This is a genomic window from Caulobacter radicis (assembly GCF_003094615.1).
Lineage (GTDB): Bacteria > Pseudomonadota > Alphaproteobacteria > Caulobacterales > Caulobacteraceae > Caulobacter > Caulobacter radicis.
Genome location: NZ_QDKO01000003.1, coordinates 81,356 through 104,291, shown reverse-complemented (window position 1 = coordinate 104,291; position 22,936 = coordinate 81,356). Strand labels below are relative to the sequence as shown.

General features: G+C 69.2%; 24 protein-coding genes. 14 read left to right on the top strand and 10 right to left on the bottom strand.

Going from position 1 to position 22,936, the window contains the following annotated elements:
- Positions 1 to 69 precede the first annotated feature (69 nt).
- Positions 70 to 366 carry a hypothetical protein gene (locus DDF62_RS00520; RefSeq protein WP_116487281.1) on the top strand — a complete coding sequence of 99 codons (297 nt, stop codon included), beginning with the start codon at positions 70 to 72 and terminating at the stop codon, positions 364 to 366.
- 21 nt (positions 367 to 387) lie between these two features.
- On the opposite strand, the gene DDF62_RS00515 is transcribed toward DDF62_RS00520, so the two are convergent.
- Positions 388 to 1,074: an isochorismatase family protein gene (locus DDF62_RS00515; RefSeq protein ID WP_208866795.1), complete on the bottom strand. Its 687-nt coding sequence runs from the start codon at positions 1,072 to 1,074 to the stop codon at positions 388 to 390.
- 11 nt (positions 1,075 to 1,085) lie between these two features.
- Positions 1,086 to 1,742 carry a hypothetical protein gene (locus DDF62_RS00510; RefSeq protein WP_116487280.1) on the bottom strand — a complete coding sequence of 219 codons (657 nt, stop codon included), beginning with the start codon at positions 1,740 to 1,742 and terminating at the stop codon, positions 1,086 to 1,088.
- 182 nt (positions 1,743 to 1,924) lie between these two features.
- Here DDF62_RS00510 and DDF62_RS00505 point away from each other — a divergent pair, with 182 nt between their 5' ends.
- The gene (locus DDF62_RS00505; RefSeq protein WP_116487279.1) at positions 1,925 to 2,518 is read left to right on the top strand and encodes a CAP domain-containing protein; all 594 of its coding nucleotides are present in this window, start codon (positions 1,925 to 1,927) and stop codon (positions 2,516 to 2,518) included.
- A gap of 187 nt (positions 2,519 to 2,705) precedes the next feature.
- Here DDF62_RS00505 and DDF62_RS00500 read toward each other — a convergent pair whose 3' ends face one another.
- Complete coding sequence (locus DDF62_RS00500; protein WP_244286657.1) at positions 2,706 to 3,944, bottom strand: CaiB/BaiF CoA transferase family protein; 1,239 nt, start codon at positions 3,942 to 3,944, stop codon at positions 2,706 to 2,708.
- Between the two features lie 90 nt (positions 3,945 to 4,034).
- Between DDF62_RS00500 and DDF62_RS00495 the strand changes: the two genes are divergently transcribed.
- The 4 genes from DDF62_RS00495 (at position 4,035) to DDF62_RS00480 (ending at position 7,964) form a co-directional block, all read left to right on the top strand.
- Positions 4,035 to 5,321 (top strand): MFS transporter, encoded by a 1,287-nt coding sequence (locus DDF62_RS00495; protein ID WP_116487278.1) that lies wholly within the window; start codon positions 4,035 to 4,037, stop codon positions 5,319 to 5,321.
- A 94-nt stretch (positions 5,322 to 5,415) separates the two neighbouring features.
- On the top strand, positions 5,416 to 6,654 hold the full coding sequence (locus DDF62_RS00490; RefSeq protein ID WP_116487277.1) for a class I SAM-dependent methyltransferase: 1,239 nt from the start codon (positions 5,416 to 5,418) through the stop codon (positions 6,652 to 6,654).
- Positions 6,651 to 7,007, top strand: coding sequence for a hypothetical protein (locus DDF62_RS00485; RefSeq protein ID WP_116487276.1), 357 nt, complete (start codon positions 6,651 to 6,653; stop codon positions 7,005 to 7,007). Before DDF62_RS00490 ends, DDF62_RS00485 begins: the two co-directional genes overlap by 4 nt.
- Before the next feature lie 27 nt (positions 7,008 to 7,034).
- Positions 7,035 to 7,964 (top strand): VOC family protein, encoded by a 930-nt coding sequence (locus DDF62_RS00480; RefSeq protein WP_116487275.1) that lies wholly within the window; start codon positions 7,035 to 7,037, stop codon positions 7,962 to 7,964.
- A 189-nt stretch (positions 7,965 to 8,153) separates the two neighbouring features.
- On the opposite strand, the gene DDF62_RS00475 is transcribed toward DDF62_RS00480, so the two are convergent.
- Positions 8,154 to 10,010 carry an alpha/beta fold hydrolase gene (locus tag DDF62_RS00475; protein WP_116487274.1) on the bottom strand — a complete coding sequence of 619 codons (1,857 nt, stop codon included), beginning with the start codon at positions 10,008 to 10,010 and terminating at the stop codon, positions 8,154 to 8,156.
- Positions 10,011 to 10,174: 164 nt separating this feature from the next.
- On the opposite strand from DDF62_RS00475, the gene DDF62_RS00470 reads away from it, so the two are divergent.
- Positions 10,175 to 10,891 carry an SDR family oxidoreductase gene (locus DDF62_RS00470; RefSeq protein ID WP_116487273.1) on the top strand — a complete coding sequence of 239 codons (717 nt, stop codon included), beginning with the start codon at positions 10,175 to 10,177 and terminating at the stop codon, positions 10,889 to 10,891.
- Between the two features lie 156 nt (positions 10,892 to 11,047).
- Here the strand turns inward: DDF62_RS00470 and DDF62_RS00465 are convergent, their stop codons facing one another.
- The 4 genes from DDF62_RS00465 to DDF62_RS00450 all read right to left on the bottom strand — a co-directional run bounded on the left by DDF62_RS00465 (position 11,048) and on the right by DDF62_RS00450 (position 13,730).
- Complete coding sequence (locus DDF62_RS00465) at positions 11,048 to 11,434, bottom strand: response regulator transcription factor (RefSeq protein WP_101718966.1); 387 nt, start codon at positions 11,432 to 11,434, stop codon at positions 11,048 to 11,050.
- Positions 11,435 to 11,531: 97 nt separating this feature from the next.
- Positions 11,532 to 12,158 carry a glutathione S-transferase family protein gene (locus DDF62_RS00460; RefSeq protein WP_165832137.1) on the bottom strand — a complete coding sequence of 209 codons (627 nt, stop codon included), beginning with the start codon at positions 12,156 to 12,158 and terminating at the stop codon, positions 11,532 to 11,534.
- A 10-nt stretch (positions 12,159 to 12,168) separates the two neighbouring features.
- Positions 12,169 to 13,368, bottom strand: a complete 1,200-nt coding sequence (locus DDF62_RS00455; RefSeq protein WP_116487271.1) for an FAD-dependent oxidoreductase — start codon at positions 13,366 to 13,368, stop codon at positions 12,169 to 12,171.
- Positions 13,369 to 13,439: 71 nt separating this feature from the next.
- Positions 13,440 to 13,730 carry a DUF1330 domain-containing protein gene (locus tag DDF62_RS00450; protein ID WP_116487270.1) on the bottom strand — a complete coding sequence of 97 codons (291 nt, stop codon included), beginning with the start codon at positions 13,728 to 13,730 and terminating at the stop codon, positions 13,440 to 13,442.
- A 175-nt stretch (positions 13,731 to 13,905) separates the two neighbouring features.
- Between DDF62_RS00450 and DDF62_RS00445 the strand changes: the two genes are divergently transcribed.
- The 7 genes from DDF62_RS00445 to DDF62_RS00415 all read left to right on the top strand — a co-directional run bounded on the left by DDF62_RS00445 (position 13,906) and on the right by DDF62_RS00415 (position 21,265).
- Positions 13,906 to 14,652 carry a maleate cis-trans isomerase family protein gene (locus tag DDF62_RS00445; protein ID WP_116487269.1) on the top strand — a complete coding sequence of 249 codons (747 nt, stop codon included), beginning with the start codon at positions 13,906 to 13,908 and terminating at the stop codon, positions 14,650 to 14,652.
- An 18-nt stretch (positions 14,653 to 14,670) separates the two neighbouring features.
- Positions 14,671 to 15,600 (top strand): polysaccharide deacetylase family protein, encoded by a 930-nt coding sequence (locus DDF62_RS00440; protein WP_116487268.1) that lies wholly within the window; start codon positions 14,671 to 14,673, stop codon positions 15,598 to 15,600.
- On the top strand, positions 15,597 to 16,469 hold the full coding sequence (locus tag DDF62_RS00435) for an isocitrate lyase/PEP mutase family protein (protein WP_244286656.1): 873 nt from the start codon (positions 15,597 to 15,599) through the stop codon (positions 16,467 to 16,469). The genes DDF62_RS00440 and DDF62_RS00435 overlap by 4 nt, the downstream gene beginning before the upstream one ends.
- Before the next feature lie 15 nt (positions 16,470 to 16,484).
- Entirely contained in the window at positions 16,485 to 17,654 is a 1,170-nt protein-coding gene (locus DDF62_RS00430; protein ID WP_116487267.1) for an FAD-dependent monooxygenase, read from the top strand.
- A gap of 383 nt (positions 17,655 to 18,037) precedes the next feature.
- Positions 18,038 to 19,261, top strand: coding sequence for a methyltransferase domain-containing protein (locus DDF62_RS00425; protein WP_208866794.1), 1,224 nt, complete (start codon positions 18,038 to 18,040; stop codon positions 19,259 to 19,261).
- 23 nt (positions 19,262 to 19,284) lie between these two features.
- A complete protein-coding gene (locus tag DDF62_RS00420; protein ID WP_101714787.1) occupies positions 19,285 to 19,656 on the top strand; it encodes a hypothetical protein in 372 nt (123 codons plus the stop codon).
- Positions 19,657 to 19,681: 25 nt separating this feature from the next.
- Positions 19,682 to 21,265, top strand: coding sequence for an FAD-binding oxidoreductase (locus DDF62_RS00415; RefSeq protein WP_116487266.1), 1,584 nt, complete (start codon positions 19,682 to 19,684; stop codon positions 21,263 to 21,265).
- A gap of 237 nt (positions 21,266 to 21,502) precedes the next feature.
- On the opposite strand, the gene DDF62_RS00410 is transcribed toward DDF62_RS00415, so the two are convergent.
- Together DDF62_RS00410 and DDF62_RS00405 are read right to left on the bottom strand one after the other, a co-directional pair.
- Positions 21,503 to 21,811 (bottom strand): hypothetical protein, encoded by a 309-nt coding sequence (locus DDF62_RS00410; protein WP_116487265.1) that lies wholly within the window; start codon positions 21,809 to 21,811, stop codon positions 21,503 to 21,505.
- A gap of 24 nt (positions 21,812 to 21,835) precedes the next feature.
- The gene (locus DDF62_RS00405) at positions 21,836 to 22,882 is read right to left on the bottom strand and encodes a class I SAM-dependent methyltransferase (RefSeq protein ID WP_116487264.1); all 1,047 of its coding nucleotides are present in this window, start codon (positions 22,880 to 22,882) and stop codon (positions 21,836 to 21,838) included.
- Between the last annotated feature and the right edge of the window lie 54 nt (positions 22,883 to 22,936).

Below are 22,936 nucleotides of genomic sequence, written 5' to 3'. Positions count from 1 at the left end.
GCTTGAACGTTCTACTGAAGCGGCTTTCGCTGGCGCTCTCCCCGGCTCGGGATTTCGAAAGGGCCCGCCATGTCACCGACCTTCGAAGACGCGCTGGAAGTGGTCCTCAGACACCTCGACTGTCCGCCGGCCGAGGGAACGCCCGATGACGAAGCCTTTCTGACGGCCCTGAACGCGGTTCTCGTCGCCTCCCAAGGCGGTCTGGACAACGAAGACGGAGTCGAGCAGGCCATCGTCATCGACGACGATCTGCGAACGCGGCTTGAGGCCATCGCCCATCGCCGTCGTCTCAACCCCTTCGGCGAACACCCCGACGGCATCGGCCCGACGCTCGGCATGGACCTGAGGGTGAAGCCGCCGCAGTGAACATCGGCGACGCTTACCGCCTCACCCCCGCAACCAGGCCGCCGCTTCCTCAACGTCCACCACGTCCGCGTACTTCAGCTGCAGGTCCGTCAGGTTGGCGAAGTGGTAGCTCTCGTGCTTGTCGGCCACGCACTGCTCGGGAACGATGGTGCGATAGCCGCGCGACAGGCTCTCGACCGCGCTGGCGCGCACGCAGCCGCTGGTCGAGCCGCCGGTGAGGATCACCGTGTCGACCTTGTGCCAGACGAGATAGCTCTGCAGCGGGCTCTCGAAGAAGGCGCTGGGCATGCGCTTGTCGAAGACGAGGTCGACGGCCGCGTCGATCTCGACCCGGGGGTCGAAGGCGTGGCGCTCGCTGTCCTGCTTGATGTTCTGCAGGCTGTCGGGGGTGTCGGTGCGCGTGCCCCAGACGCCGGCGTCGCCGCCGTCGGGTTTGTACATCACCCGCGTCCAGATCACCGGCATGCCGCGCGCCCGCGCCAGGGCCGAGATGCGGTTCACATGCGCGATCTGGTCAGGATCGGTGACATAGGCGCTCTTGGGGAACAGGTCGGGCCGCGTATAGGCCTGCTGGAAGTCGATATTGACCACCGCCGCCTTGGACCCGAAGCCGAAGCGGGCGCGGGCCGGATTGGCCTTCACCGCCTCGTAGAGTTCGCGCGCGGTCTTGTCCTCGCGGACCATGGTCGGTTCGAAGCGCAGGATCATGGCGGGGCTCCTTAAGATGGGGTCCAGAGGCCGAGCAGCGCGGCGAGGATCAGCAGGATCCACAGGCTGACGACCACGGGACGGCTCTTGGCCAGCACGTCGGCGATGATCGCGTCGCCCTCCGGAGTGGGTCCGGTCGTCATCATGGCCACGACCGGCGGGCCCAGCGGGGCCAGCAGCTTGCGGATGAACAGGCCGCAGCTGATGGCGATCGCCAGGATCAGCATCTTCAGGGCCAGGAACAGCGGCGCGGTCGTCAGGCCAACGAGGCTGGCGCCGCCGAAGCCGGCCAGCGCGACCAGCACGCCCCAGCGGATGGCGATGTCGATGCGGCGCACACCGGCCTTGGGCGGACTATGATGAATGTGGATCGCCCAGGCCATGACCAGCCAGAACAGGCACAGGGCCCAGACGGCGGCCACCCCCTCGGGCGCGACATCCCACCAGCCCTTCAGCTTGGCCAGGGTCAGGCCGGTGGGCAGGGCCAGGATCAGGCAGGTGCGCGGGGCCATGTCGATATCGGCCAGCACCTTCAGCGCCAGCCCCCGCTCCTTGACCGTGCGGGCCGGATCGGCGGCGTAGCGCGAGGTGTAGAAGGCCCCAAGGTCCCCGCCCAGCCAGTAGACGAAGACCAGCACGTGCAGCAGCGTGATCAGGGCGAGAAGCATCGCAGAATCCGGCGGTTGTCAGGCCGTCTTGATGCCGCCTCGAAAGGCGCCTTGGCGCGCCGTCGCCGGTTTTCTCGCCTCGCGGATAGCAAGGCCCGGGGTGCGACGCTGCGGACACAGGCGAATCCAAACAAGCGTGCTACAGCACGCATCGAGGGGCTTTTTCCGTATCGTAGGTTCGTATGCGTTCTTACCGTCGCTCAAGCCTGGCGCTCGCCGGACTGCTGCTGCTCGCCTTCCCGCAAATCGCCGCCGCCCAGAGCCAGGCGCAAGCGGTGCTCGACGAGATCAACTACGTCCGCGCCAATCCCCGGGCCTATGCCGACGAGCTGCGCCGCTCCGAGCCCCACTACGGCGAGGATCCCGACGCGCTGCATGAGGCGATCGCCGAGCTGCAGCGCCAGCGCCCCCTGGCTCCGCTCACCGCCGACGGCCGCATCGACGACGCCGCCCGCGACCACGCCAGCGCCCAGGGCGCGCGCGGCACGGTCGGCCACGGCGCGACCGGCAGCCTGGGCCAGCGCCTGCGCAAATACGGCGTCTATGCCGGCATGTCGGCCGAGAACATCTCTTACGGCTACGAAGACCCCCGCGACGTGGTGCGCCAGCTGGTGGTCGACAGCCGCGTGCCGGGCCGCGGCCACCGCCGCAACATCCTGTCGGCCGGCTACAGCAGCGCCGGCGTCGCCTGCGGCGGCCATCGCTCCTACGGCGCCATGTGCGTCATCGACTTCGCCGGGGCCATGCCCGAAGGCGCGGCGCGGGCGGCGCGGTAGGGGATTTCTTTCGCAACCCACACAGACGTCATCCCGGAAACGGCGAAGCCGTTATCCGGGACCCAGAGAGACTGGGCTCGGTTGATGGATCAAGCCCCCGGTGACCGCCGATGCTTTGCGGCGGCCCCTGGGTCCCGGGTCTTCGCTTCGCTCCGCCCGGGATGACGAGCTTTGTCGGAGGCGGGTTCTAGATAACCCCCGCCGCCTTCAGCGCCGCAATCTCCGCCTCGGTCTTGCCCAGCCCGGCCAGCACCGCCGCCGTATCCGCCCCGAGGGCCGGCGGCGGGCGCTCCACCACGACCGGCGTGCGCGACGCCCTGATCGGCGAAGCGACGGTGCGGATCGGTGACGCCAAGTCGTCCCGCGCCTGCTCGACCACCAGACCGCGATGCACCGCCTGCGGCTCCTCGAACACCTGGTCGATCGTGTTGATCGGCCCGCACGGCACCCCGGCCGCCTCCAGCAGCGCGATCCAGTCCCGCGTCGTGCGCGTCGCCAGGATCGGGGCCATGGCCTGGGCGAGCTCGCCCCGCGCCGCCACCCGCTGGGCGTTGGTCGTAAAGCGGGGATCCTCGGCCAGCCCCGGCGCGTCGGCCGCCTTGGCGAAGGCGCGGAACTGGCCGTCATTGCCCACCGCCAGCACCATCGCCCCGTCGGCCGTGGCGAACACCTGGTAGGGCGCGAGATTGGGGTGGGCGTTGCCCAGGCGCTCGGGCGCCCTGCCGGTGGCGAAGTAGTTGCTGGCCTGGTTGGCCAGCACGGCCGCCTGCACGTCGAACAGGGCGATGTCCATGTGCTGCCCCTCCCCGGTCGCGCGGGCGTGCAGCAGGCCGCAGAGGATGGCGTTGGCCGCATAGAGGCCGGTGAACAGGTCGACCACGGCCACGCCCACCTTCATGGGCTCGGCGCCGTCTACGCCGTCCGGCTGGCCGGTGATCGACATCAGCCCGCCCATGGCCTGGATCATGTAGTCGTAGCCGGCCCTCGCCGCATAAGGACCCGTCTGTCCGAACCCCGTGATCGAGCAGTAGACCAGCCGCGGATTGATCGCCGCCAGGCTCGCATAGTCGAGGCCGTACTTCGACAAGCCCCCGACCTTGAAGTTCTCGACCACCACGTCGGCCTCGGCGGCCATCGCGCGGATCAGCTCGGCGCCGCGCGGGTCGGCCATGTCGATGGTCACCGAGCGCTTGTTGCGATTGGCGCAGGTGAAGTAGGCGGCGTCGCCCCTTGCCCCTTCCAGCGTCTCGAAGAACGGAGGCCCCCAGGCCCGCGTGTCGTCGCCGGCTCCCGGCCGTTCGACCTTGACGACCTCGGCGCCCATGTCGGCCAGGGCCTGGGTCGCCCAGGGGCCGGCCAGCACGCGGGAAAGATCGAGCACCTTGACCCCCGCAAGGGCCGCGCCGGGTCGGATGTCTGATCGCAAGGCGACTGCTCCGGATATTCCTGTTGCGGGCGCCGTTCAGCGCCCCAGGCTGCCTCGCCTACCGATGTGATCGCGGCGGGGCAAACGGCGATGGCGAAACTATCCGAAAACCAGACGGGCGAATTCCGGCGCGGCTGGCCTCTGCTGCTCAGCGTCGTGCTGGGCGTGGGCCTGGGCCTTTCGCCCCTGCCCTTCTACAGCATCGGCATGCTGGCCCCGCAGCTGGCCAAGGAGTTCGGCTGGAGCTTCGCCTCGATCATGCTGGGCCTGCCGGTGGCCACCGTGGCGGTGATGATCGTCGGACCGATCATCGGCTGGCTGGGCGACAGGATCGGCGTGCGGCCCGTGGCCATAACGTCGCTGGTGCTGTTCGCCTTCGCCTTCATGGGCTTTGCCCTGACCAAGGGCTCGCTGCCGCTGTTCTACCTGAATTGGGCGATCATGGGCGCGGTCGGCGCCGGCACCCTGCCCACCACCTGGACCCGGGCGATCAACAACGGCTTCGAGCTGAATAAAGGCCTGGCCCTGGGCGTCGCCCTGATGGGCACCGGCGTGTTCGGCTTTCTGATCAAGCCGTTCCTGATGTGGATGATCGAGGCCCACGGCTGGCGCGCGGCCTACCTCGTCACCGGCGCCCTGCCCCTGGTCATCGCCCTGCCCGTGGCGCTGCTGGCCTTCAAGGACCCCGGCGCCCGCCGCGTCCACACGCAGGACGCGCCCCTGCCCGGCCTGACGCTTCCGCAAGCGCTGCGCGACACGAAGTTCTGGCTGATCGCCGGCGGCTTCCTGCTGTTCTCGTTCGCCATCGCCGGGCCGCTTCCCAACCTGGAGAACCTGCTGAAGCTGAAGGGCTTCACGAAGGCCGAAATCGTCAGTCTGGCGCCCGTCGTGGGGCTTTCGGTGATCGTCGGCCGCGTGGCCGGCGGCTGGCTCGTCGACCGCTTCTGGGCCCCGGGCGTGGCGCTGGTGCTGCTGTGCCTGCCGGCCGTCGGCTGCCTGATCCTGCACGGCCAGGACCCGGGCTTTACCGGCGCTCTTCTGGCCATCGCCCTGGTCGGCATGGCGGCGGGCATGGAGTTCGACCTCCTGGCCTTCCTGATCGCCCGCTACTTCGGGGCGCGGTCCTATTCGACGCTCTACGGCTGCCTCTACCTGTCCTACGCCGCCGGCTCGGGCCTGGGCCCAGTGGCCTTCGGAGCCGATTTCGACGCCACCGGCGGCTACCAGTTCTCCCTGCTGGTCGCTACGGGTCTCCTGGTGCTGGGCGGCCTCTTCCTGCTACCGCTGGGCCGCTACCGCTTCGCTTCCGAGCATGCCGTCGAGGACCAGCGCATCGAGGCCGCCGCCGGCGAGCGCGCGGCCGTGCCCGGCGCGTGACTCCAGATTCCTGACAGGCGGATTTTCGCGCCGTCGCCTGCCCATCCTCCGCCGGACGAGCGCAAGCTCGCGTCAATTCGAGTAGGAGTCAGCCATGTCAGGTCGCGTCAACGAGGGGCCGATCCAGGCCTATGACGGCCCGCCCGACTATCGCAAGGTCGGCCGCCACGGGGTGTTCCCCGACATGTCGCACGACGAGATCGAGCGGCTGAACGTCCTGGCCCAGCTCAACCGCCACCTCTCCACCCGCGTCATCCCCGGCGTGAAGCAGGCCTGGGAGACACGCGCCCTGCCGGCCTTCGAGAAGGCCAACGATCGCGCGCCTAAAGATCGCCACGAGGTCCGCAAGGCGCTGTTGAAGGACTCCGCCTTCCAGACCTGGTCGGCCCTTCGCCGCCTGACCATGGAGCAGCGCCAGCAGGCCGGCCGCTGGACCACCCTGCGCCAGGCCGAAGAACTGGCCGCCAAGGCCGCCGCGCTGAACGCCGGCCACGACCGGCTGGAGCTGGATCCGACCCTGCCGATCCCGCGCTACGTCAGCGCCGTGGACCACCACTGCATGCCCGGCAGCTACCACGTCGAGCGCTTCGAGGGCGACGTCTCGGGCGGCGCCAACTACGACCACGGCGGCTTCGCCACCACCGGCGGCCTGCTGGGCCGCTTCTCCGACGGCGGCGGCCAGGCCGTGGTGCGCTGGGTCCAGCGCCGCCTGCCCGACTTCAAGCCCAAGCGTATCCTCGACATCGGCGCCACCGTCGGCCACAGCGCCCTGCCGATCGCCCAGGCCTTTCCCGACGCCGAGGTCGTGGCCATAGACGTCGGCAGCCCCATGCTGCGCTACGCCGCCGCCCGCGCCGCCTCGCTGGGCGTCACGAACATCCGCTTCGTCCAGGCCGACGGCGCCGACCTGTCGCGTTTCGAAGACGAGAGCTTCGACTGGGTGCAGACCACCATGTTCCTGCACGAACTCTCCTTGGCCTCGATGAAGGCCATCTTCGCCGAGAGCCGCCGCGTGCTGGCTCCGGGCGGCGTGGTGCTGCACGTCGAACAGCCGCAGTACGCGCCGACCATGCCGCTGTTCGAGCAGGCGATGCGCGACTGGGACGCCTTCTACAACAACGAGCCCTTCTGGAGCACGCTGCACGAGATCGACCTCGATGCCCGCATGGTCGAGGCCGGCTTTGGCGCCGAGGAGTTGATCCATGACGGCGTCACCGCCGTGGTCGACCGCCAGGTCTTCCCCGACGCCGCCGACGACGACAGCGAAGACTATGGGCGCAAGGCCGCCTGGCGCGTGATCGGAGCCCGGAAGGCCACCAAGGAAGCCCAATGAGCATCGCAGACGCCCTCGCCGACGCCGGCGCCAAGCCCGCCGGCAAGCGCCCCTATTTCTTCGCCAATCCCGAGGTCGAACGCGTCCTGGCCATCACCATGGCCGTGGTCCAGGAACTGGCCGTGACCCGCGCCCGCCTCGACACGCTGGAACGGGTGATCGAGGCCCGCGGCGGCCTCGATCGCGCCGAGATCGAGCGCTTCGAGCCCAGCGCGCAAGCCGCCGCCGAGCGCGGCCTGTGGCTTCAGGAATATCTCTCCCGCGTGCTGCGCATCGTCCAGCAGGAGGCGGAAGCCGCCACCGCCACGGGCGACGTCGCTTCGGAAGACGTCGCGGTCGAACTGCGCGACTGAAGCCCGCACGATTTCAAGGACATACCGATGAACCTTCTCAGGGCCGCAACCCTGGTGACGCCGAACGTCGCCCAGGCCGCGCAGCGCTACGCCCAATGGCTGGACTACACCGTGGTCGAACAGGGTGAAGTTCCGGCTGACCTCGCCGCCAGCTGGGGCGCCCCGGCCAGCGCCGGCCGGCCCTACGCCGTCTTGCAGCCGGCCAGCGGCGCCGACGTCTTCCTGCGCTTCGTCGAGGGAGACCCGGTGCCGGAATACCGTCCCTTGCGCACCTACGGCTGGGCGGCGATCGAGATCTGCTGCCAGGACGTCATGGCCGTCAACGCCCGCATGCAGGACGCGCCGTTCGAGATCATCGGCCCGCCCAAGCGCATCGACGGCCTGCCCACCATCCACCCGATGCAGGTGAAGGGTCCCGACGGCGAGATCGTCTACCTCACCGAGATCGTCTCGCCCGGCAACGGCCTGCCCCACCCGGGCAGCCTGATCGACAAGCTGTTCATCCTGGTTCTCGCCAGCGACGACATGGCGGCCAGCGGCGCCTGGTTTAGCCAGACGCTGGGCCTGGACGTCGGCGCGCCGATGACCATCGTCTACAACATGATCAACGACGCCTTCGACCTGCCCAGGGACAGCCGCCACGCCCTGGCGACGGCGACCTATCAGAAGGACGTCTTCCTGGAGTTCGACCAGTATCCGGAGGCGGCCACCGTGCGCCCCGGCCACCCCGGCGCCCTGCCCCCGGGCGTCGCCATCTGCACGCTCAAGCACCCCGACTTCGACAGCGTCCAGGGCGACTGGATCGTGGCCCCCACCGTGCGCGACGGCGCCGTCTACGCCGGCAAGCGCGCCGGCGTGCTGCGCGCGCCCGGCGGGGCCCTGGTCGAGGTGGTGGAACTCCAGAACCCTCTCTCATGGAGAGAGGGAGGGGCCCGCCGCGCAGCGGTGGGAGGGTGAGAGGTTTCACCGCCAGCCGGCCAATCCCTCACCTCTCCACCCACAGCGGCGGCGGCACAACTCGATCCAAAAAAAGAAAGGCGCGGCCGAACCGACCGCGCCTTTTTCCGTGAGATTGTAACCTCTCACCCTCCCACCGCCTTTCGGCGGCGGGCCCCTCCCTCTCTCAAAGAGAGAGGGACGCAATGATCAGAGCGTCACCACCACCTTGCCGAACGCGCCCTTGTCGGCGCGAGCGTAGGCGCCTTCGATGGCGTCGAGGCCGAACACGCTGTCGACCACCGGCACGATCCCCTTGGCCGCCACGAAGTCCGACAGCGCCTGGTGGTCGGCGCGCGAGCCGACCGAGATCGCCGTGGCGCGCTGGGCGGCCATGACCATCGCCGCCGCGTCCAGCGCGCCGCCGAAGCCGTCCAGGGCGCCGATGACGGCCACGTGGCCGCCGACGCCGAGGGCGCCTTGCGACTTGGCCAGGGTGCCGGCCCCGCCCAGTTCCAGGGCGTGCTGCACGCCGCCGAACGAGGCCTCCTTCACCGGGACCTCCCAGTCGGGCGTGGTGCGATAGTTGACGGTCAGGTCCGCGCCCAGTTCCTTGGCGCGGGCCAGCTTGGCGTCGTCGCCGCCGACCACGGCCACCTTGGCCCCGAAGGCCTTGGCGATCTGCAGGCCCCACAGCGAGACGCCGCCGGTGCCCAGGGTCACCACCCAGTCGCCCGCCTGCAAACCGCCATGGGTCACCAGCGACGACCAGGCCGTGACGCCCGAGCAGGTCAGGGTCGCGCCCTGCACGAAGTCGAGCCCCTCGGGCAGCTTCACCACGCCGCCGGCCGACAGCACCACGTGCTCGGCCAGCACGCCCGGCCCGCCCGCGCCCAGCGACGAGATCACCGCCGGGAAGGTGATGCGGCCTTCCGGCCAGGCCTGGAAGAAGGTCGAGGCCACGCGGTCGCCGACGGCCAGGCCCTCGACGCCTTCACCCAGCGCCACGATCTCGCCGGCGGCGTCCGACAGCGGGGTGAAGCCGTCGGCCTCGCCCACGGGATACCAGCCCTGGCGGATCATCACGTCGCGGCGGTTCAGGGCGACGGCGCGCACGCGCACCAGCACCTCGCCCGGCCCCGGCGTCGGGACCGGCACGATGGACTCGGCCAGCTCGAAGCCCTGGCCGGCGCGGACGAGGGAGAAACGGCGATTGGTCATGGGCGGGGTCCACTGAAGGGGGCTGTTCGGAGGCGTGGTTTCGACACCGGCCGCGAAGGCCAGCAGGGTCTCGGCGAAGATTTCGGGTTCCAGCTCGGGCGCGGCGACGCCGGTCTTGCCCTGGGTGGTCACCACCACGCCCGGACGAGCCTTGCGGATGCGGCCGACGAAGCCGGCCAGCGGGTCGTCGGCCGCCTGCAGCACGGTCACCGGGCAGGTCACCCCCGCGAAGACGCTGGCGAAGTCCTGGTCGAAGATCGCCCCGAAAGCCTGGTTGCGGCCGTCCGGCGCGCCGATCGCGCCCAGGAACTCGGTCTGCACCAGCTGGGCGTCGAAGCGGGGCAGCAGCCCCTTCATCACGCCCCAGGACTGGATCAGATAGGCGCCGTGCGCGTCGATCGGCGCGGACTGGCCGACCTGGGCGCGGAACATCTCGCGTTCCTCGGCGCTGGCGAACAGCACGCCGTTCAGCAGCAGCGAGCGCACGCGGCCCGGCGCGGCCACGGCGATCTCGGCGCCGATGTGGGTGCCGGTATGGTGGCCGGCCAAGTGGAAGCGCTCGACGCCCAGGGCGTCCAGGGCCGCCAGCAGCCAGGCGCCATAGTCCACCGTCGAGGGCAGGCCATCGGGACGGAACGACTGGCCAAAGCCGGGCGTGTCCAGCGCGATCGCCGCGCGGCGGCCGGCCAGGCGGGCCAGCACGCCGTCGAAACAGGCCGAGCTGACCGGGGTGCGGTGCAGCAGCACGATCGGGTCGCCAGGACCGTCCACCCGGCGCAGGTGCACCTGGCCGGCGGGCGTATCGGCGTAAGCCTTCATGATCGGGGCTTGGCGAATGAGCGTCACGGGGGCTCCAGCGGAATCTTCGAGCCTCGGTCCTAGCGCCGCCCCCTCGCCACCTCGCCCGTGGCGGGGCCGTTATCCGCACAGCGGCGAAGATCGCCGCCGCCCCGCCCTCGCCTTCAAGCCCGGTTCAAGTCGGCGCCGACAATCAAGAAAGAGAGCACGCCATGACCACGGTCCTGATCACCGGCGCCAATCGCGGCATCGGCCTGGAGCACGTCCGCCAGTACGCCGCCGCCGGCGCCCAGGTCATCGCGACCTGCCGCGACCCGGCCTCGGCCGCCGAGTTGCAAGCCATCGCCGACGCCCATCCGGGCAAGGTCCGCATCGAGGCCCTGTCGGTGAACGACGCGGCGTCCGTCGCCGCCTTCGCCGAGCGCCTGAAGGGCGTCGCCATCGACGTGCTGATCAACAACGCCGGCACCTACGGTCCCATCCCGCTGCCCGAGGGCATGGCCCACCAGACCCTGGCCGGCATGGACTACGACATCTGGGCCGACATCCTGGCCACCAACGTCGTCTCGCCGTTCCGCATCACCGCGGCCCTGATCGACAACATCAAGGCCGGCGACAAGAAAACCATCGTCATGATGTCCAGCGGCCTGGCCTCGATCGGCACCAACATCTACGGCGGCTCGCACGCCTACCGCTCGTCCAAGGCCGCGCTGAACATGCTGGCCAAGGGCCTGGCGGTGGAGCTGAAGGGCGACGGCGTCACCGTTATCGCCATGGCCCCGGGCTGGACCCGCACCGCCCTGGGCGGCCCCGACGCCCCCTACTCGGTCGAGGAAAGCGTCGAAGGCCAGCAGAAGGTCATCGCCGGGCTGAGCCTGGACGATACCGGCAAGTTCCTGGATCTGGCGGGCGCCGAGGTGGCTTGGTGAAGATCCAAGCCGCCTGAACCCTCCAATCGTCATCCCGGACGCGCCGAAGGCGCGATCCGGGACCCAGGGGCGAGCGGCAGTGCGGCGGCTCCTGGGTCCCGGCTCTCCGCTTCGCTCCAGCCGGGATGACGTACAAGGTTGGAGGGCGTGAAAACTCTACCCCAACCTCAGCGCCGCATAGACCTTCTCGACCACCTGCTGCGGCGAGAACGGCTTGAGCAGATAGGTCGTCGCCCCCGCCCCCATCGCCGAAGCGATGCGGTCGAGGCGCCCCTCGCCGGTCAGCATGACCACCGGCGTCTCGCGGTGTTCGTCGCCGCCCCGCAGCAGTTTCAGCAGCTCCATGCCGTCCATATCGGGCATGCGGATGTCGATCAGCCAGATCGCCGGCTTGTCCAGGCCCGCCGCGTGCAGCGCGCTGCGGGCGGACTCGAAGGCCTGGACGATGTAGCCGGACTTGGCCAGGGCGCCTTCCAGGAAGGCCAGCAGCACCGGGTCGTCGTCGACGACGAACACCCGCCCCTTGATCCAGCTGCGCTCCATGCGGCCTCGCCTCGCGTTAACCGTGCGAGGAACAGTCTCACAAGGTTTTCGCGTCGGGTACGGCGCCAAGGTTGCAAGACCTTGGCGCTCGTCCCCTCTAGCCGTTGGCCATGCCGCGCTGCACGGCTGGCCGCTGGGCGATGAAGGCCTCGTAGCGGGCCAGGTTCGGATAGCGCTCCAGCCCGCCCTCCAGGCGCTTGGCGGAGCTCGCCACCATCGGGAAGAACAGGGCGTCCAGGATCGTGAACCGCTCGCCCAGCATGTAGATGCGGGTCGCCAGCCGGGCCTCGAACGCCGCCAGTTGCTCGTGGCAGTCCGCCAGCGACCGCTCGATCGCCCACGGCGTCTTCTCGGGCGCCATGACCGTGGCCACGAACTGGTTGGTGAAGGCGCCCGCCAGCTGCGACGACACCGCGGACGCCCACATCAGGAACTCGGCCCGTTCGCCCGGCCCCTTGGGCAGCATGTCGCTGGCGGCCTTCTCGGCCAGGTACCAGGCGATGGCCAGGGTTTCCGACAGCACCAGCGGCGCGCCGCCGGGACCGTCGGGATCGACGATCGCCGGCGCCTTGCCGAACGGGCTCAGCGCGGCCTTGTAGCCGGGCTTCTTGTGCTCGCCGGCATAGAGGTCGACCGGGGCCAGCGCATAGGCCAGCCCCGTCTCCTCCAGCACGATCCGCACCTTCTGGCCGTTGGCGGTCGGGACGGTGTGAAACTGGATCATCGTCCCACCCTCACGCCGTCGCCGCTTCGAGCTCGAGGCTCTTGTACATCGACTGCAGCAGCAGGTATTCGCGGCGCTGCTCCGGGTCGGCCAGGATCTTGCGCATCTTGGCCTCGCGCTCGGCATAGGCCTCGGCGGTGCCGGCCTCCATCGCCGCCTTGTTGGCGATGGTCTGGGTCTGGATGAACTTGTGCATCACCGCCCGCCGCTGCCGGTCATAGAGCGGCAGCAGCGTCTCGGCGTCGCCCTTGTTCTGCAGGATATCGACCAGCTTCTCCGTCAGGTTCCACACGTCGTGGATGCCCGAGTTCATGCCGAACCCGCCCAGCGGATTGTTGAGGTGGGCCGCGTCGCCCGCCAGCAGCACCCGGCCCACATGGTAGGTCTTGGCCACCCGCTGGTGCACCTTGTAGAGCGTGCGGTGCGCGGTCTTCACCGACGCGCCCTCGCCCAGCAGGCCGCCGAACACGGCCTCCTTCTTGGCGTCCGACAGCAGCGCCTCGTCGCTCTCGTCGCCGTTGGCCGGCACCAGGATCCGCCACAGCGACGGCACCCGCAGCAGCACGCACCACTCCTTGGGATCGGCCACGTAGTTGACGTGGGCCAGCCCCGGGAAGTGCTCCTCCAGCGGCCAGTCGGTCGACAGGGTCAGGAACTTCTCCGGATAGGTGAAGCCCTCGAACTCGATGTCCAGCCACTTGCGGACGATCGAATTGGCCCCGTCGGCGCCGATCAGATAGTCGCAGCGCACCTGCTCGATGCCGAACGGCGCCTCGACGAAGGCGGTGACGCCCTGGTCGTCCTGGGTGAAGTGGGCCAGCCGGTGCGAGAACCGCACCTGCCCCTTCGGATGGTCCGCCAGCTTGGCGGTCAGCAGGCGCGCCAGCTTGAACTGCTCGCACTGCAGGCGATACGGGTGCTCTGAGATGTCGCCCAGCTCGCCCATGTCGAAGGCCATCACCTCGCCCGTCAGGCGGTTGCGATAGTGATAGATCGGCGCGCGAAGACCCTGGGCCTCCAGCTCGTCGAGCACGCCAAGCTCTTTCATCATGTCGAGCGTCGGCGGATGCATGGTCGAGGCGCGCAGGTCCTCTGGGCAGCGGGGCGCGGCCTCCAGCAGCAGCACCTCGACGCCCATCTGGGCCAGCCGATAGGCCGCGACTGAGCCCACGGGCCCAGCGCCGGCGACGACGACTTGGAATCGTTCCACGGAACCTCGCTAGTTTTGGATCGGCGTTGCGGGCGCGGTTTCCCCCACGCGCCCCGGCTCACGCGCTTTGATCAGTCGACGACGACCATGCGGACCACGACGCTGCCCGCGTCCTTCCGCAGGAGCTTGGCGGCCTGGTATTCGTCCGAATACAGATAGGCCTTGGCGGCGGCGGCGTCGGGATAGCGGGTGACGATCACGCGCTCGCCTTCGGGGACCTCGCCCTCCAGCACTTCGGTCACCGGACCGCGGACATAGGTCTCGCCGCCGAAGCGCTCGGCCAGGCCCGAAATGGCCTTCACATATTCGAAGAAGCGCGGCGGGTCCGTGATGACGGTCGTGGCGATGATGAAGGCGGGCATGGTCTCGTCCCCCGGAGGAATTTCCGTTGTGGTTCAACGACGACCCTAGCGACGCCCGTTCTTCCCGCTCTGGCGGCGCCTTTTCCTATCCGCCGGGCGGATATCGGCTCCTGGGGTGCGGCGCGGCCGCTTCGGCTTTGCCATTCCTCGACCATCGAAACGTCGAGGAAGCGTCATGCCGGATTCATTGGGACACCGCCTGAAGTATGCGGTCATCGCGCCGTCGACCAACACCAGCGTGCAGCCGGAATACGACGACATGCGCCCGCGCGGCGTCACCAACCACTTCCAGCGCATCGCCATTCCCGACACCAAGGTCACCGACGACGAGTCGTTCATGGTGATGCTGCAGAACATCCGCGACGCGACCATGGACAGCGTCGACGTCGCCATGACCATGGACCCGGCCTGCGTGGTCATGGGCATGTCGGCCGAAACCTTCTGGGACGGCGCCGACGGCGCCGAGCGCCTGACCCAGCGCATGCTGGAGCGCACCAACGGCGTGCCGGTGGTGATGGGCTCCACCGCCGTCGACGCGGCGCTGAAGGCCTACGGCGGCATCAAGAAGATCGGGGTCATCACCCCCTACATGCCGGTCGGCGACAACCAGGTGCGCAAGTTCTTCGAGGACCTGGGCTACGAAGTGACCCAGGTAAAGGGCCTCAAATCGCCCTCCCCGATGCTGATCGCCCACGAGACCCCGCAGACGCTCAAGCGCGCGGCCGAAGAGGTCTCCGAAGGCGCCGACGCCGTCGTCCAGTGCGGCACGAACCTGGCCTTCGCCAAGGTCGCCGCCATGGCCGAGTTCTGGCTGGAAAAGCCGGTCGTGGCCATCAACACCGCCACCTACTGGCACGCTCTCCGGAGCATGGGCGTGGCGGACAAGATCGACGGCTTCGGCTCGCTCCTGCTCGAGCACTAGGGATCACGGGGTATCAGTATGGAATACGATTACGTTCCGCTTCCGCACCGCAAGCCGCTGATCTGGCCGAACGGCGCGCGCGTGGCCCTGGTCATGACCTTCAATCTGGAGACCTGGGACCTCACCAAGCCGACCAAGGAGAAGTACTACGCCGGCGGTCCGGCCGTGCTGCCCGACGTGCTGGCCGGCGATACGCCCGACTTCCCCAACTACACCTGGCGCGAATACGGCCAGCGGGTGGGCATCTGGCGCTTGTTCGACCTCTTCGACGAGCTGGGCGTCAAGGCCAGCTGCACCACCAACGCGGTGACCTTCGAGCGTCGCAAGGCAATGACCGACGCCTGCCTGGAGCGCGGCTGGGAGCTTCTGGCCCACAACTGGGAACAGGGCGAGCTGCTGACCGACTTCGCCCATGAACCGGCCAAGGAACGCGACATCGTCCTGCGCTCGCTGGAGCAGTACGAGAAGTTCGTCGGCAAGCGCGCCAAGGGCTGGCTGTCGTCGTCCCTGCGCGGCACGCTGCAGACCGCCGACATCCTGGCCGAGCACGGCTGCACCTTCTATTGCGACCTGCTCAACGACGATCAGCCCTACCTGCTGCGCACGCCCAACGGCCCGATCGTCTCGACGCCCTATTCCAACGAGATCAACGACTTCACCCTGCTCACCCGTCGCGGCCACACCACCGACGAGTACCGCGACGTGATGATCGAGGAGTTGAACGTCCTCTACAAGGAAGGCGCGACCTCGGGCCGGATCATGAACGTGGGCATCCACCCGCACGTCTCGGGCCGAGCCTACCGGATTCGGGCCCTGCGCGAGTTCATCCAGCACGCCAAGAGCCTGCCGGGCGTGTGGTTCGCCACCCGCGAGGAGATCGCCGACTGGTATCTGGCCAATCACGAGAGCCACATCCCGACGGGCGCCAGCTCCAAGGCCGCCGAGTGACCAGCGCCGCCACGCGCCTGCGACAGCGGCTGGCGGCCGCCCCCGACGGCCGCCGCCGGCTGCTGGCCGCGCCGGGCTGCTACGACGGCTTCTCGGCCCTGCTGGTCGAACAGGCCGGCTTCGAAGCCGCCTTCCTATCGGGCGCGGCCCTGTCGCTGGCCCGCCTGGGCCGTCCCGACGTCGGCCTCGTCGGCGTCGGCGAGCTGGCCGACGCGGTGCGGGCCATCGCCGACCGCGTCGACATCCCGCTGATCGTCGACATCGACACGGGCTTTGGCAACGCGCTGAACACCCAGCGGACGGTCAAGGTGCTCGAACGGGCCGGCGCCGCCGCGGTGCAGCTGGAAGACCAGACCTTTCCCAAGCGCTGCGGCCACATCCGCGGCAAGGGCGTGATCCCGGTCGCCGAGATGGTCGGCAAGGTCCGCGCCGCGGTCGACGCCCGGTCAGAGACCCTGATCATCGGCCGCACCGACGCGCTGGGCGTCGAGGGACCGCAAGCCGCGCTCGACCGCGCCGAGGCCTATCTCGAGGCCGGCGCCGACATCGTCTTCGTCGAGGGTCCCCGCACGCTCGAAGAGACCAAGGCCGTCGCCGAGCGCCTGGCCGCCCGCGTTCCCCTAATCCACAACCTGGTCGAGGGCGGGATCACCGCCGTGCGCACCGGCGCGGAACTGCAGGAACTTGGCTTCGCCATCGCCCTGCACCCGATGCTGCTGCTGCACGGCCTGGCCCGCTACGCACCCGAATGGCTGGCCCAGCTGCGCAGCGAGGGCACCACCGACGGCCTCGACATTCTCGATCTTCCTCGCCTCAACGCGGTCGCCGGGCTCGACGCCCTGCTGGCCGACGCGGCGACCTATGCCTGAGTACGGAGACTACCCATGCGTCCCCAGCACCTGATCGTCGCCGGCGCCGGCATCGGCGGCCTGACCGCGGCCATCGCCCTGGCCCGCGCCGGCCACACCGTCGAGGTGCTGGAGCAGGCCCCCGCGCTCGGCGAAATCGGCGCCGGCGTCACGCTGGCTCCCAACGCCATGCGCGTCTACCACCACCTGGGCCTGGCCGAGGCGATCACCGCCGCCGGCGTCGAGCCCCAGCGCCAGCGCGTGCAGCACTGGGCCGACGGCCGCGACCTCGTGGCCTTCGAGCGCGGCCAGAAGGTGCGCGACCTCTACGGCGCCCCTTACGTCTACATCCACCGCGCCGACCTGCACGCCATCCTGGTCGAGGCGCTGGAAGCCACCGGGCGCGCCAGCGTGCGCCTGTCCTCGCCTTGCGTCGCGGCCCGGCCGACCGAGGACGGCGCGATCGCCGTGCTGGCCGGCGGAACCGAGATCAAGGGCGATGCGGTGATCGGCGCCGACGGCGTAAAATCGGGCGTCCGCAAGGGCTTCGACCCCGGCGAGCCGCACTTCACCGGCCATGTCGTCTGGCGCGCCATCGTGCCGGTCGAGGGCGACCTGCTGACCGACATGGCCCACTTCCCCGGCATCCATATCGGCCCGGGCCGCATGGCCGTGCGCTATCCGCTGCGTAACTCGACCCTGCTGAATCTGGTCTTCTTCGCCCGCCAGGAGGGCTGGGCCGAGGAAGGCTGGACGATCCGCGCCGACCTCGCCGACCTGCGCAAGACCTTCGAAGGCTGGAGCAGCGACGTCCAGGCCCTGCTGGACGCCGTCGATCCGTCGGCGCTCTACAAGTGGGCCGTCTTCGCCCGCCAGCCACTGAAGACCTGGGTGCGCGGCGGCCGTGTGGCCCTGCTGGGCGACGCGGCCCACGCCATGACCCCGTTCCTGGGCCAAGGCGCCGCCGCCGCCATCGAGGACGCCCTCGTCCTGGCCCGCGCCTTCGAAGCCGCGTCGGACGTTCCCGAAGCCCTGGCCCGCTACGAGGCCGCCCGCAAGGAACGCTGCGGCTTCATCCAGGTCGAGTCGAACCTCAACGCCGACCGCCTGGAAGGCGACGAGGCCCACCTCTACGGCATGACCGAGATCAAGAACGAAGAGACGCTGGGCCTCTTCGCCTACGACGCGGGCGTGGTGGAGGTTTAGAGTTTCTGTCCCTCTCTCTTTGAGAGAGGGAGGGGCCCGCCGCGCAGCGGTGGGAGGGTGAGAGGTAACAAACTCTCCGAACGAAGCGCCGCCTGGCTTCACCGGCTGACGAAGACTTTTGCGTCGCCGCCCCTGACGAGGGGATCAGGTCTTTCCTGCCAAAGGTGAAACCTCTCACCCTCCCACCGCCTCCGGCGGCGGGCCCCTCCCTCTCTCTCAGAGAGAGGGATTTTCCGGGTGCCTCCGAACGCTACCCGCCTGCCTACCGCCCAGGCTGTCCGCCTAGCGGAGCATCCGCTGAACGCAATATTTTGACTGATCGGTCCCCTTCAGATTAGCCTCAGTTCGCGCCGCCCTTCCGGGCCGGCTGTTTGGAGGCCGCCATGTCCGCCGAGATGCTCAACACCTTTCAGCAGGTCGATCACCCGATCCTGCCCAAGCCGACCCACGACGAGGCGTCGCGACAGGAATTCACCAAGAGCTTCAAGCAGTTCATCCAGCAGGGTCTGCTGCCGGGCCTGGGTCCCGTGTTCGGCGTCCGCGCCGCCAAGGCCTTCGAGCGTGAGCATGGCCGCAGCCCTTCCGACCGCCGCGACATCCGCTCGGCCATGGTCAAGGACCTCTATTTCCAGCACTACGCGGCGGCCAACCGCATCGCCCAGGAGCTGCTCTGGGAATCGACCAACGTCACGATCGACCGTGAACTGCCCGAGCTGATCGAGAAGGCCCGCGGCCTGTCGGCCTCGGCCAAGGGCAAGCTCGATCTGCCGGAGGAATTCGACACCCCGCGTTACGTCACCTCGATCGACATCCACTGCATGCCTGGCGGCTATGCCGGCGCGGTGGCCCCGGACGACATCTCGACGGGCGCCCTCTACGACCGCGGCGTCTATCTCTACGCCATGGGCTACATGGGCCCGTTCAACGACGACATGGGCCGCTCGGTCTGCAACTACGTCAACCGCCGCCTCGACGGCTTCAAGCCCAAGCGGATCCTGGACCTGGGCTGCACGGTCGGCCACTCGACCCTGCCCTACAAGGAGCTGTTCCCCGAGGCGGAGGTCTGGGGCGTCGACGTCGCCGCCCCGCAGGTGCGCTACGCGCATGCCCGCGCCGCCGGCCTGGGCCTCGAAGTCAACTTCGCCCAAATGAACGCCGAGGAGACCCGCTTCGAGGACGGCTCGTTCGACCTCATCGTCAGCCACATCCTGCTGCACGAGACGTCGGGCAAGGCCATGCCGCGCATCTTCAACGAGTGCCACCGCCTGCTGGCGCCCGGCGGCTACATGATCCACGCCGACCTGCCGCCGTTCGACAACATGGACCCGTTCACCCAGTTCATCCTGGACAACGAGACCTGGTACAACAACGAGCCGTTCTGGGGCGCCATGCGCGAGACCGATCAGGTCGCCCTGGCCAAGGCCGCCGGCTTCCCGCCCGAAAGCGTCAAGTTCGACACCGCCCCGATGGCGATCATGGAGTTCGTCGCCCAGCAGGCCGCCGGCTACAGCCAGGACGCCAGCGCGGCGGTTTCCGACCGCGAGTTCGCCGCCGGCGAATACGCCCCCGGCGGCGGCTGGGAAGTCCTGATCGCCCGCAAGGCCTGAGCAAAGTTCAAGGAAACAGTACGATGAACGCCCACGCTCCGCAGGCCGAGCGCCCGCACGTCATCCGCGACGCCAAGGGCAAACGCCCCCAATTCTACGAGGCCCCCGGCCTCGACCAGGCCATGTCGATGATCATGGTCCTGGCCAACGAACTGGCCGTGCTGCACGACCGTCTCGACTCCGCCGAACGCGTCCACGCCGCCAAGGGCCTGGACCTGGCCGCCGAGATCGAGGCCCTGCAGCTCGACCAGGCCGCCCTGGAGGCCCGCGAGGCCTGGCGCCAGGACTTCCTCGGAAGGCTCTTCTACCTGGCCCGCAAGGACGCCTCGGAAGCCGCCGCGGCCGACACGGCCGAGCGCTTCCGCGCCACCATCGAAGACATCGCCAAGACCTGATCCCAAGACCTCATCGAGTAAGCTGATGCCCGGCAAGACGCGTACCGCCCCAGCCACCGCTGGCCTCCTGTCCCGCCTGGAGGCGATCGTCGGCGCCGGCGGCGTCCTGACGGGCGAGGCCGCCCTGCCCTTCGCCACCGACGTCTACCGCCGGCTGGAAACGCCGCTGGCCGTGGTCCGCCCGGCCGACGTGGAGCAGCTTCAGGCCGTGGTGCGCGAGGCCGCCGCCGACGGCGTCGCCATCGTCCCGCGCGGCGGCGGCGCGTCCTATACAGACGGCTACCTGGCGACCCGCGCCGACACGGTGCTGATCGACACCGGGGCCCTGTCCCGCATCGTCGAGATCAACCAGACCGACGCCTATGTCACCGTCGAGGCCGGCGTCACCTGGGCCCAGCTGAAGGACGCGCTCGATCCCTTAAGCCTGCGCACGCCGTTCTTCGGCCCGTTCTCGGGCCTGGCCGCCACCATCGGCGGGTCGATGTCGCAGCACGCCATCAGCCACGGCTCGGGCCTCTACGGCAGCTCGGCGGAATCGGCGGTGTCGGTCGATGTCGTCATCGCCGACGGGAGCTTGCTGCGCACCGGCTCGGCCGCCCGCGGCGCCTCGCCCTTCGCCCGCTGGTACGGACCCGATCTGTGCGGCCTGTTCCTGGGCGACTGCGGCGCGCTGGGGATCAAGGCGCGCATCACCCTGCCGCTGATCGCCAAGCGACCCGCCTTCCAGTGCGCGTCCTTCGCCTTCGCCGACCTGCCCAGCCTGGCCCGCGCCATGCGGGCGGCGTCGATCGAGGCGCTCGACGACGAGCACTTCGCCATCGACGCGCCCCTGGCCCAGGGCCAGATCGCCCGCCAGGACAACGCCGCCGTCGTGCAGATGGCGCTCACCGTGCTGAAGAGCTCGCCGTCGCTGGTCGCGGGCCTCAAGCAGCTTGGCAAGATGGCCCTGGCCGGCGACCGCGCCCTGCGCAAGGCGCAGTACATGGTCCACTACATCCTCGAGGGCGTCGACGACCGCGAGGCCAAGGCGCGGCTGGACCGCCTGCGCACCCTGATGACGGCCGAGGGGGTCGAGATCCCCAACACCATGCCGACCATCGTGCGCGGCATGCCGTTCGCCCCGCTCTACAACGTGCTCGGCCCCAAGGGCGAGCGCTGGGCCCCGCTGAACGGCATCCTGCCGCACAGCCAGGTCGCCGCCTTCCACACCGCGCTCGAAGCCCTCTACGCCAGCCACGCCGACGAGATGACCGCCCGCGGCGTCTGGCGCGGCGGCATGTTCGAGGTGCTGCGCCCGTCCGGCTTCCTCTACGAGGTCGCCCTCTACTGGCCCGGCGCCCAGACCGCCTACCACGCCGGCGTCCTGCCGGCCGAGCACCTGGCCAGCCTGCCCCAGTACGCCGACGATCCGGAGACCACGGCCTTCGTGCACCGGCTCAAGGCCCAGATCATCGCGCTCTACACCCAGCACGGCGCCGTGCACTTCCAACTCGGCAAGCTGTATCCCTACGCGGATGTGCTGGAGGCGCCGGCGCTGGATCTGGTGCGTGGGGTCAAGGCCGCCGTGGATCCGAAGGGGGTGATGAACCCCGGGGCGCTGGGGCTTTAAGGGCGCTTAGCGAGGCCGTTCCAAAGGAACCTCCCCCTGTGGGGGAGGCGGCCGCAGGCCGGTGGGGGGACGTTTTCAGCTTCCGAAGCGCCGATCCATTATCCAAAGCACTCCCCCCACCGATCGCTACGCGATCGCCTCCCCCACAGGGGGAGGTTCCTGCCGTTGCAATAAAAAAGGCGCGGTCCTTTCGGACCGCGCCAGGCTACACGCTGCGCAGTTGCAGCGGGGACCTCGTCAGCTCCGGGCTTCGGGAGCCACGCGCAGGGCGCGCATCAGGTTCTGCACGATCGCGTCGCGCTTGGCGTTCAGCTGGGCCTGCAGTTCCGGGCCCGGCTGGAAGGCGTCGACCTCCGCATTGGCCAGCACGCCGTGGCTTTCCAGCACCGCTTCCAGCACATGGATGCGGTCGGTCAGCACCCAGACCTCGCGGGTCAGCGACAGGATCGCCTCGCCCAGGTCGTCGATCTGGTCGGCGGTCAGCATCCGGCGGTTCACCGGTTCGGAGATCGGGCGCTCGAAGGTCTTCTGGTTCATCGCGTTCATGTCGCTCGCTCGTTGTCGGAAGGATCAGGCGGGCTTGTGAGCGCGCAGCACGTAGTACGAGTGGGTCGGAGCCTGGGTCGCGCCCTCGACGTCGACGAAGCCGATGTCCTTGCAGGTCTGGATCAGGTCCATGCTGGCCGAGGCGCGCCAGTAGGGCTCGCCGCCCCACTTGGCCAGGTAGTCGTATCGCCACGAGGCCATCTTATCGATCTCGGCGTAGCGCGGCACATCGGCCATGATGATGTCGCCGCCCGGCTTCAGCATCCGGAACGCCTCTTCCAGCACCGCCTTGATGATCCGCGGCGGGGCCTCGTGGAACAGGATGAAGGTGGTCACGAGATCGAAGCTCTCGTCGGCGAAACCTGAGTTCTCGCCGCCCTTGACCATCAGCTTCCAGTTCCAGCCCTTCTCGTTGGCCACGCGGCGGGCCTGTTCGAGCATGCGGGCCGACCAGTCGATGCCGGTGATCTGGGCTTCCGGGAAGGTCTCCTGCAGGGCCTGGGTGAAGTGGCCCGAGCCGCAGCCGATATCGAGGATCTCCTTGTAGTCGCGGCGCGGAGCCTGCTGGGCGGCCGCCCGCCGCTGGCCGAAGATGTCGCCGCCGTAACCGCGCGCCACCAGCTGTTTGTGCACCAGTTCGCCGTGGACGTAGCCGGTGTGGTCGATGTGGTCCCAGCCGCCGGTGGTGCGGTGGAACCAGACCTTGCTCCAGTAGCTGGGCGGGGTCTCGCCGTCGCCGTAGTCCAGCGTCGCCGGGCCTTCGTCGAGGCTCTTGAGGTAGGGCTCGATGACCGCGCGACGCTCCTCGAAGGCTTCGTCGCAATGGGCGCCGTGGGTGCGCGAGGCCCATTCGCCGAACAGCTCGCGGATCTTGAAGATCTTGGAGTCGGCGAGGGTCTCGACGACCAGGGCGTGGCGTTCATCCATGTCGTCGGGCATGGTCTGGGCGTTGACGCCCTTCATGGCCAGTTCCGCCTCGGAGGCGAAGTGCAGGCCGAAGGTCGCCTTCGATATGCCCGCCTGGAAATCGAGCGACGCGCGCCCGCGTTGGGCCAGGGCCGGAGCGTCCATGAGGCACCTCTAAAACCTTGTTTCGATGAGGGACTTTAACCCCGGCGCGCCTGG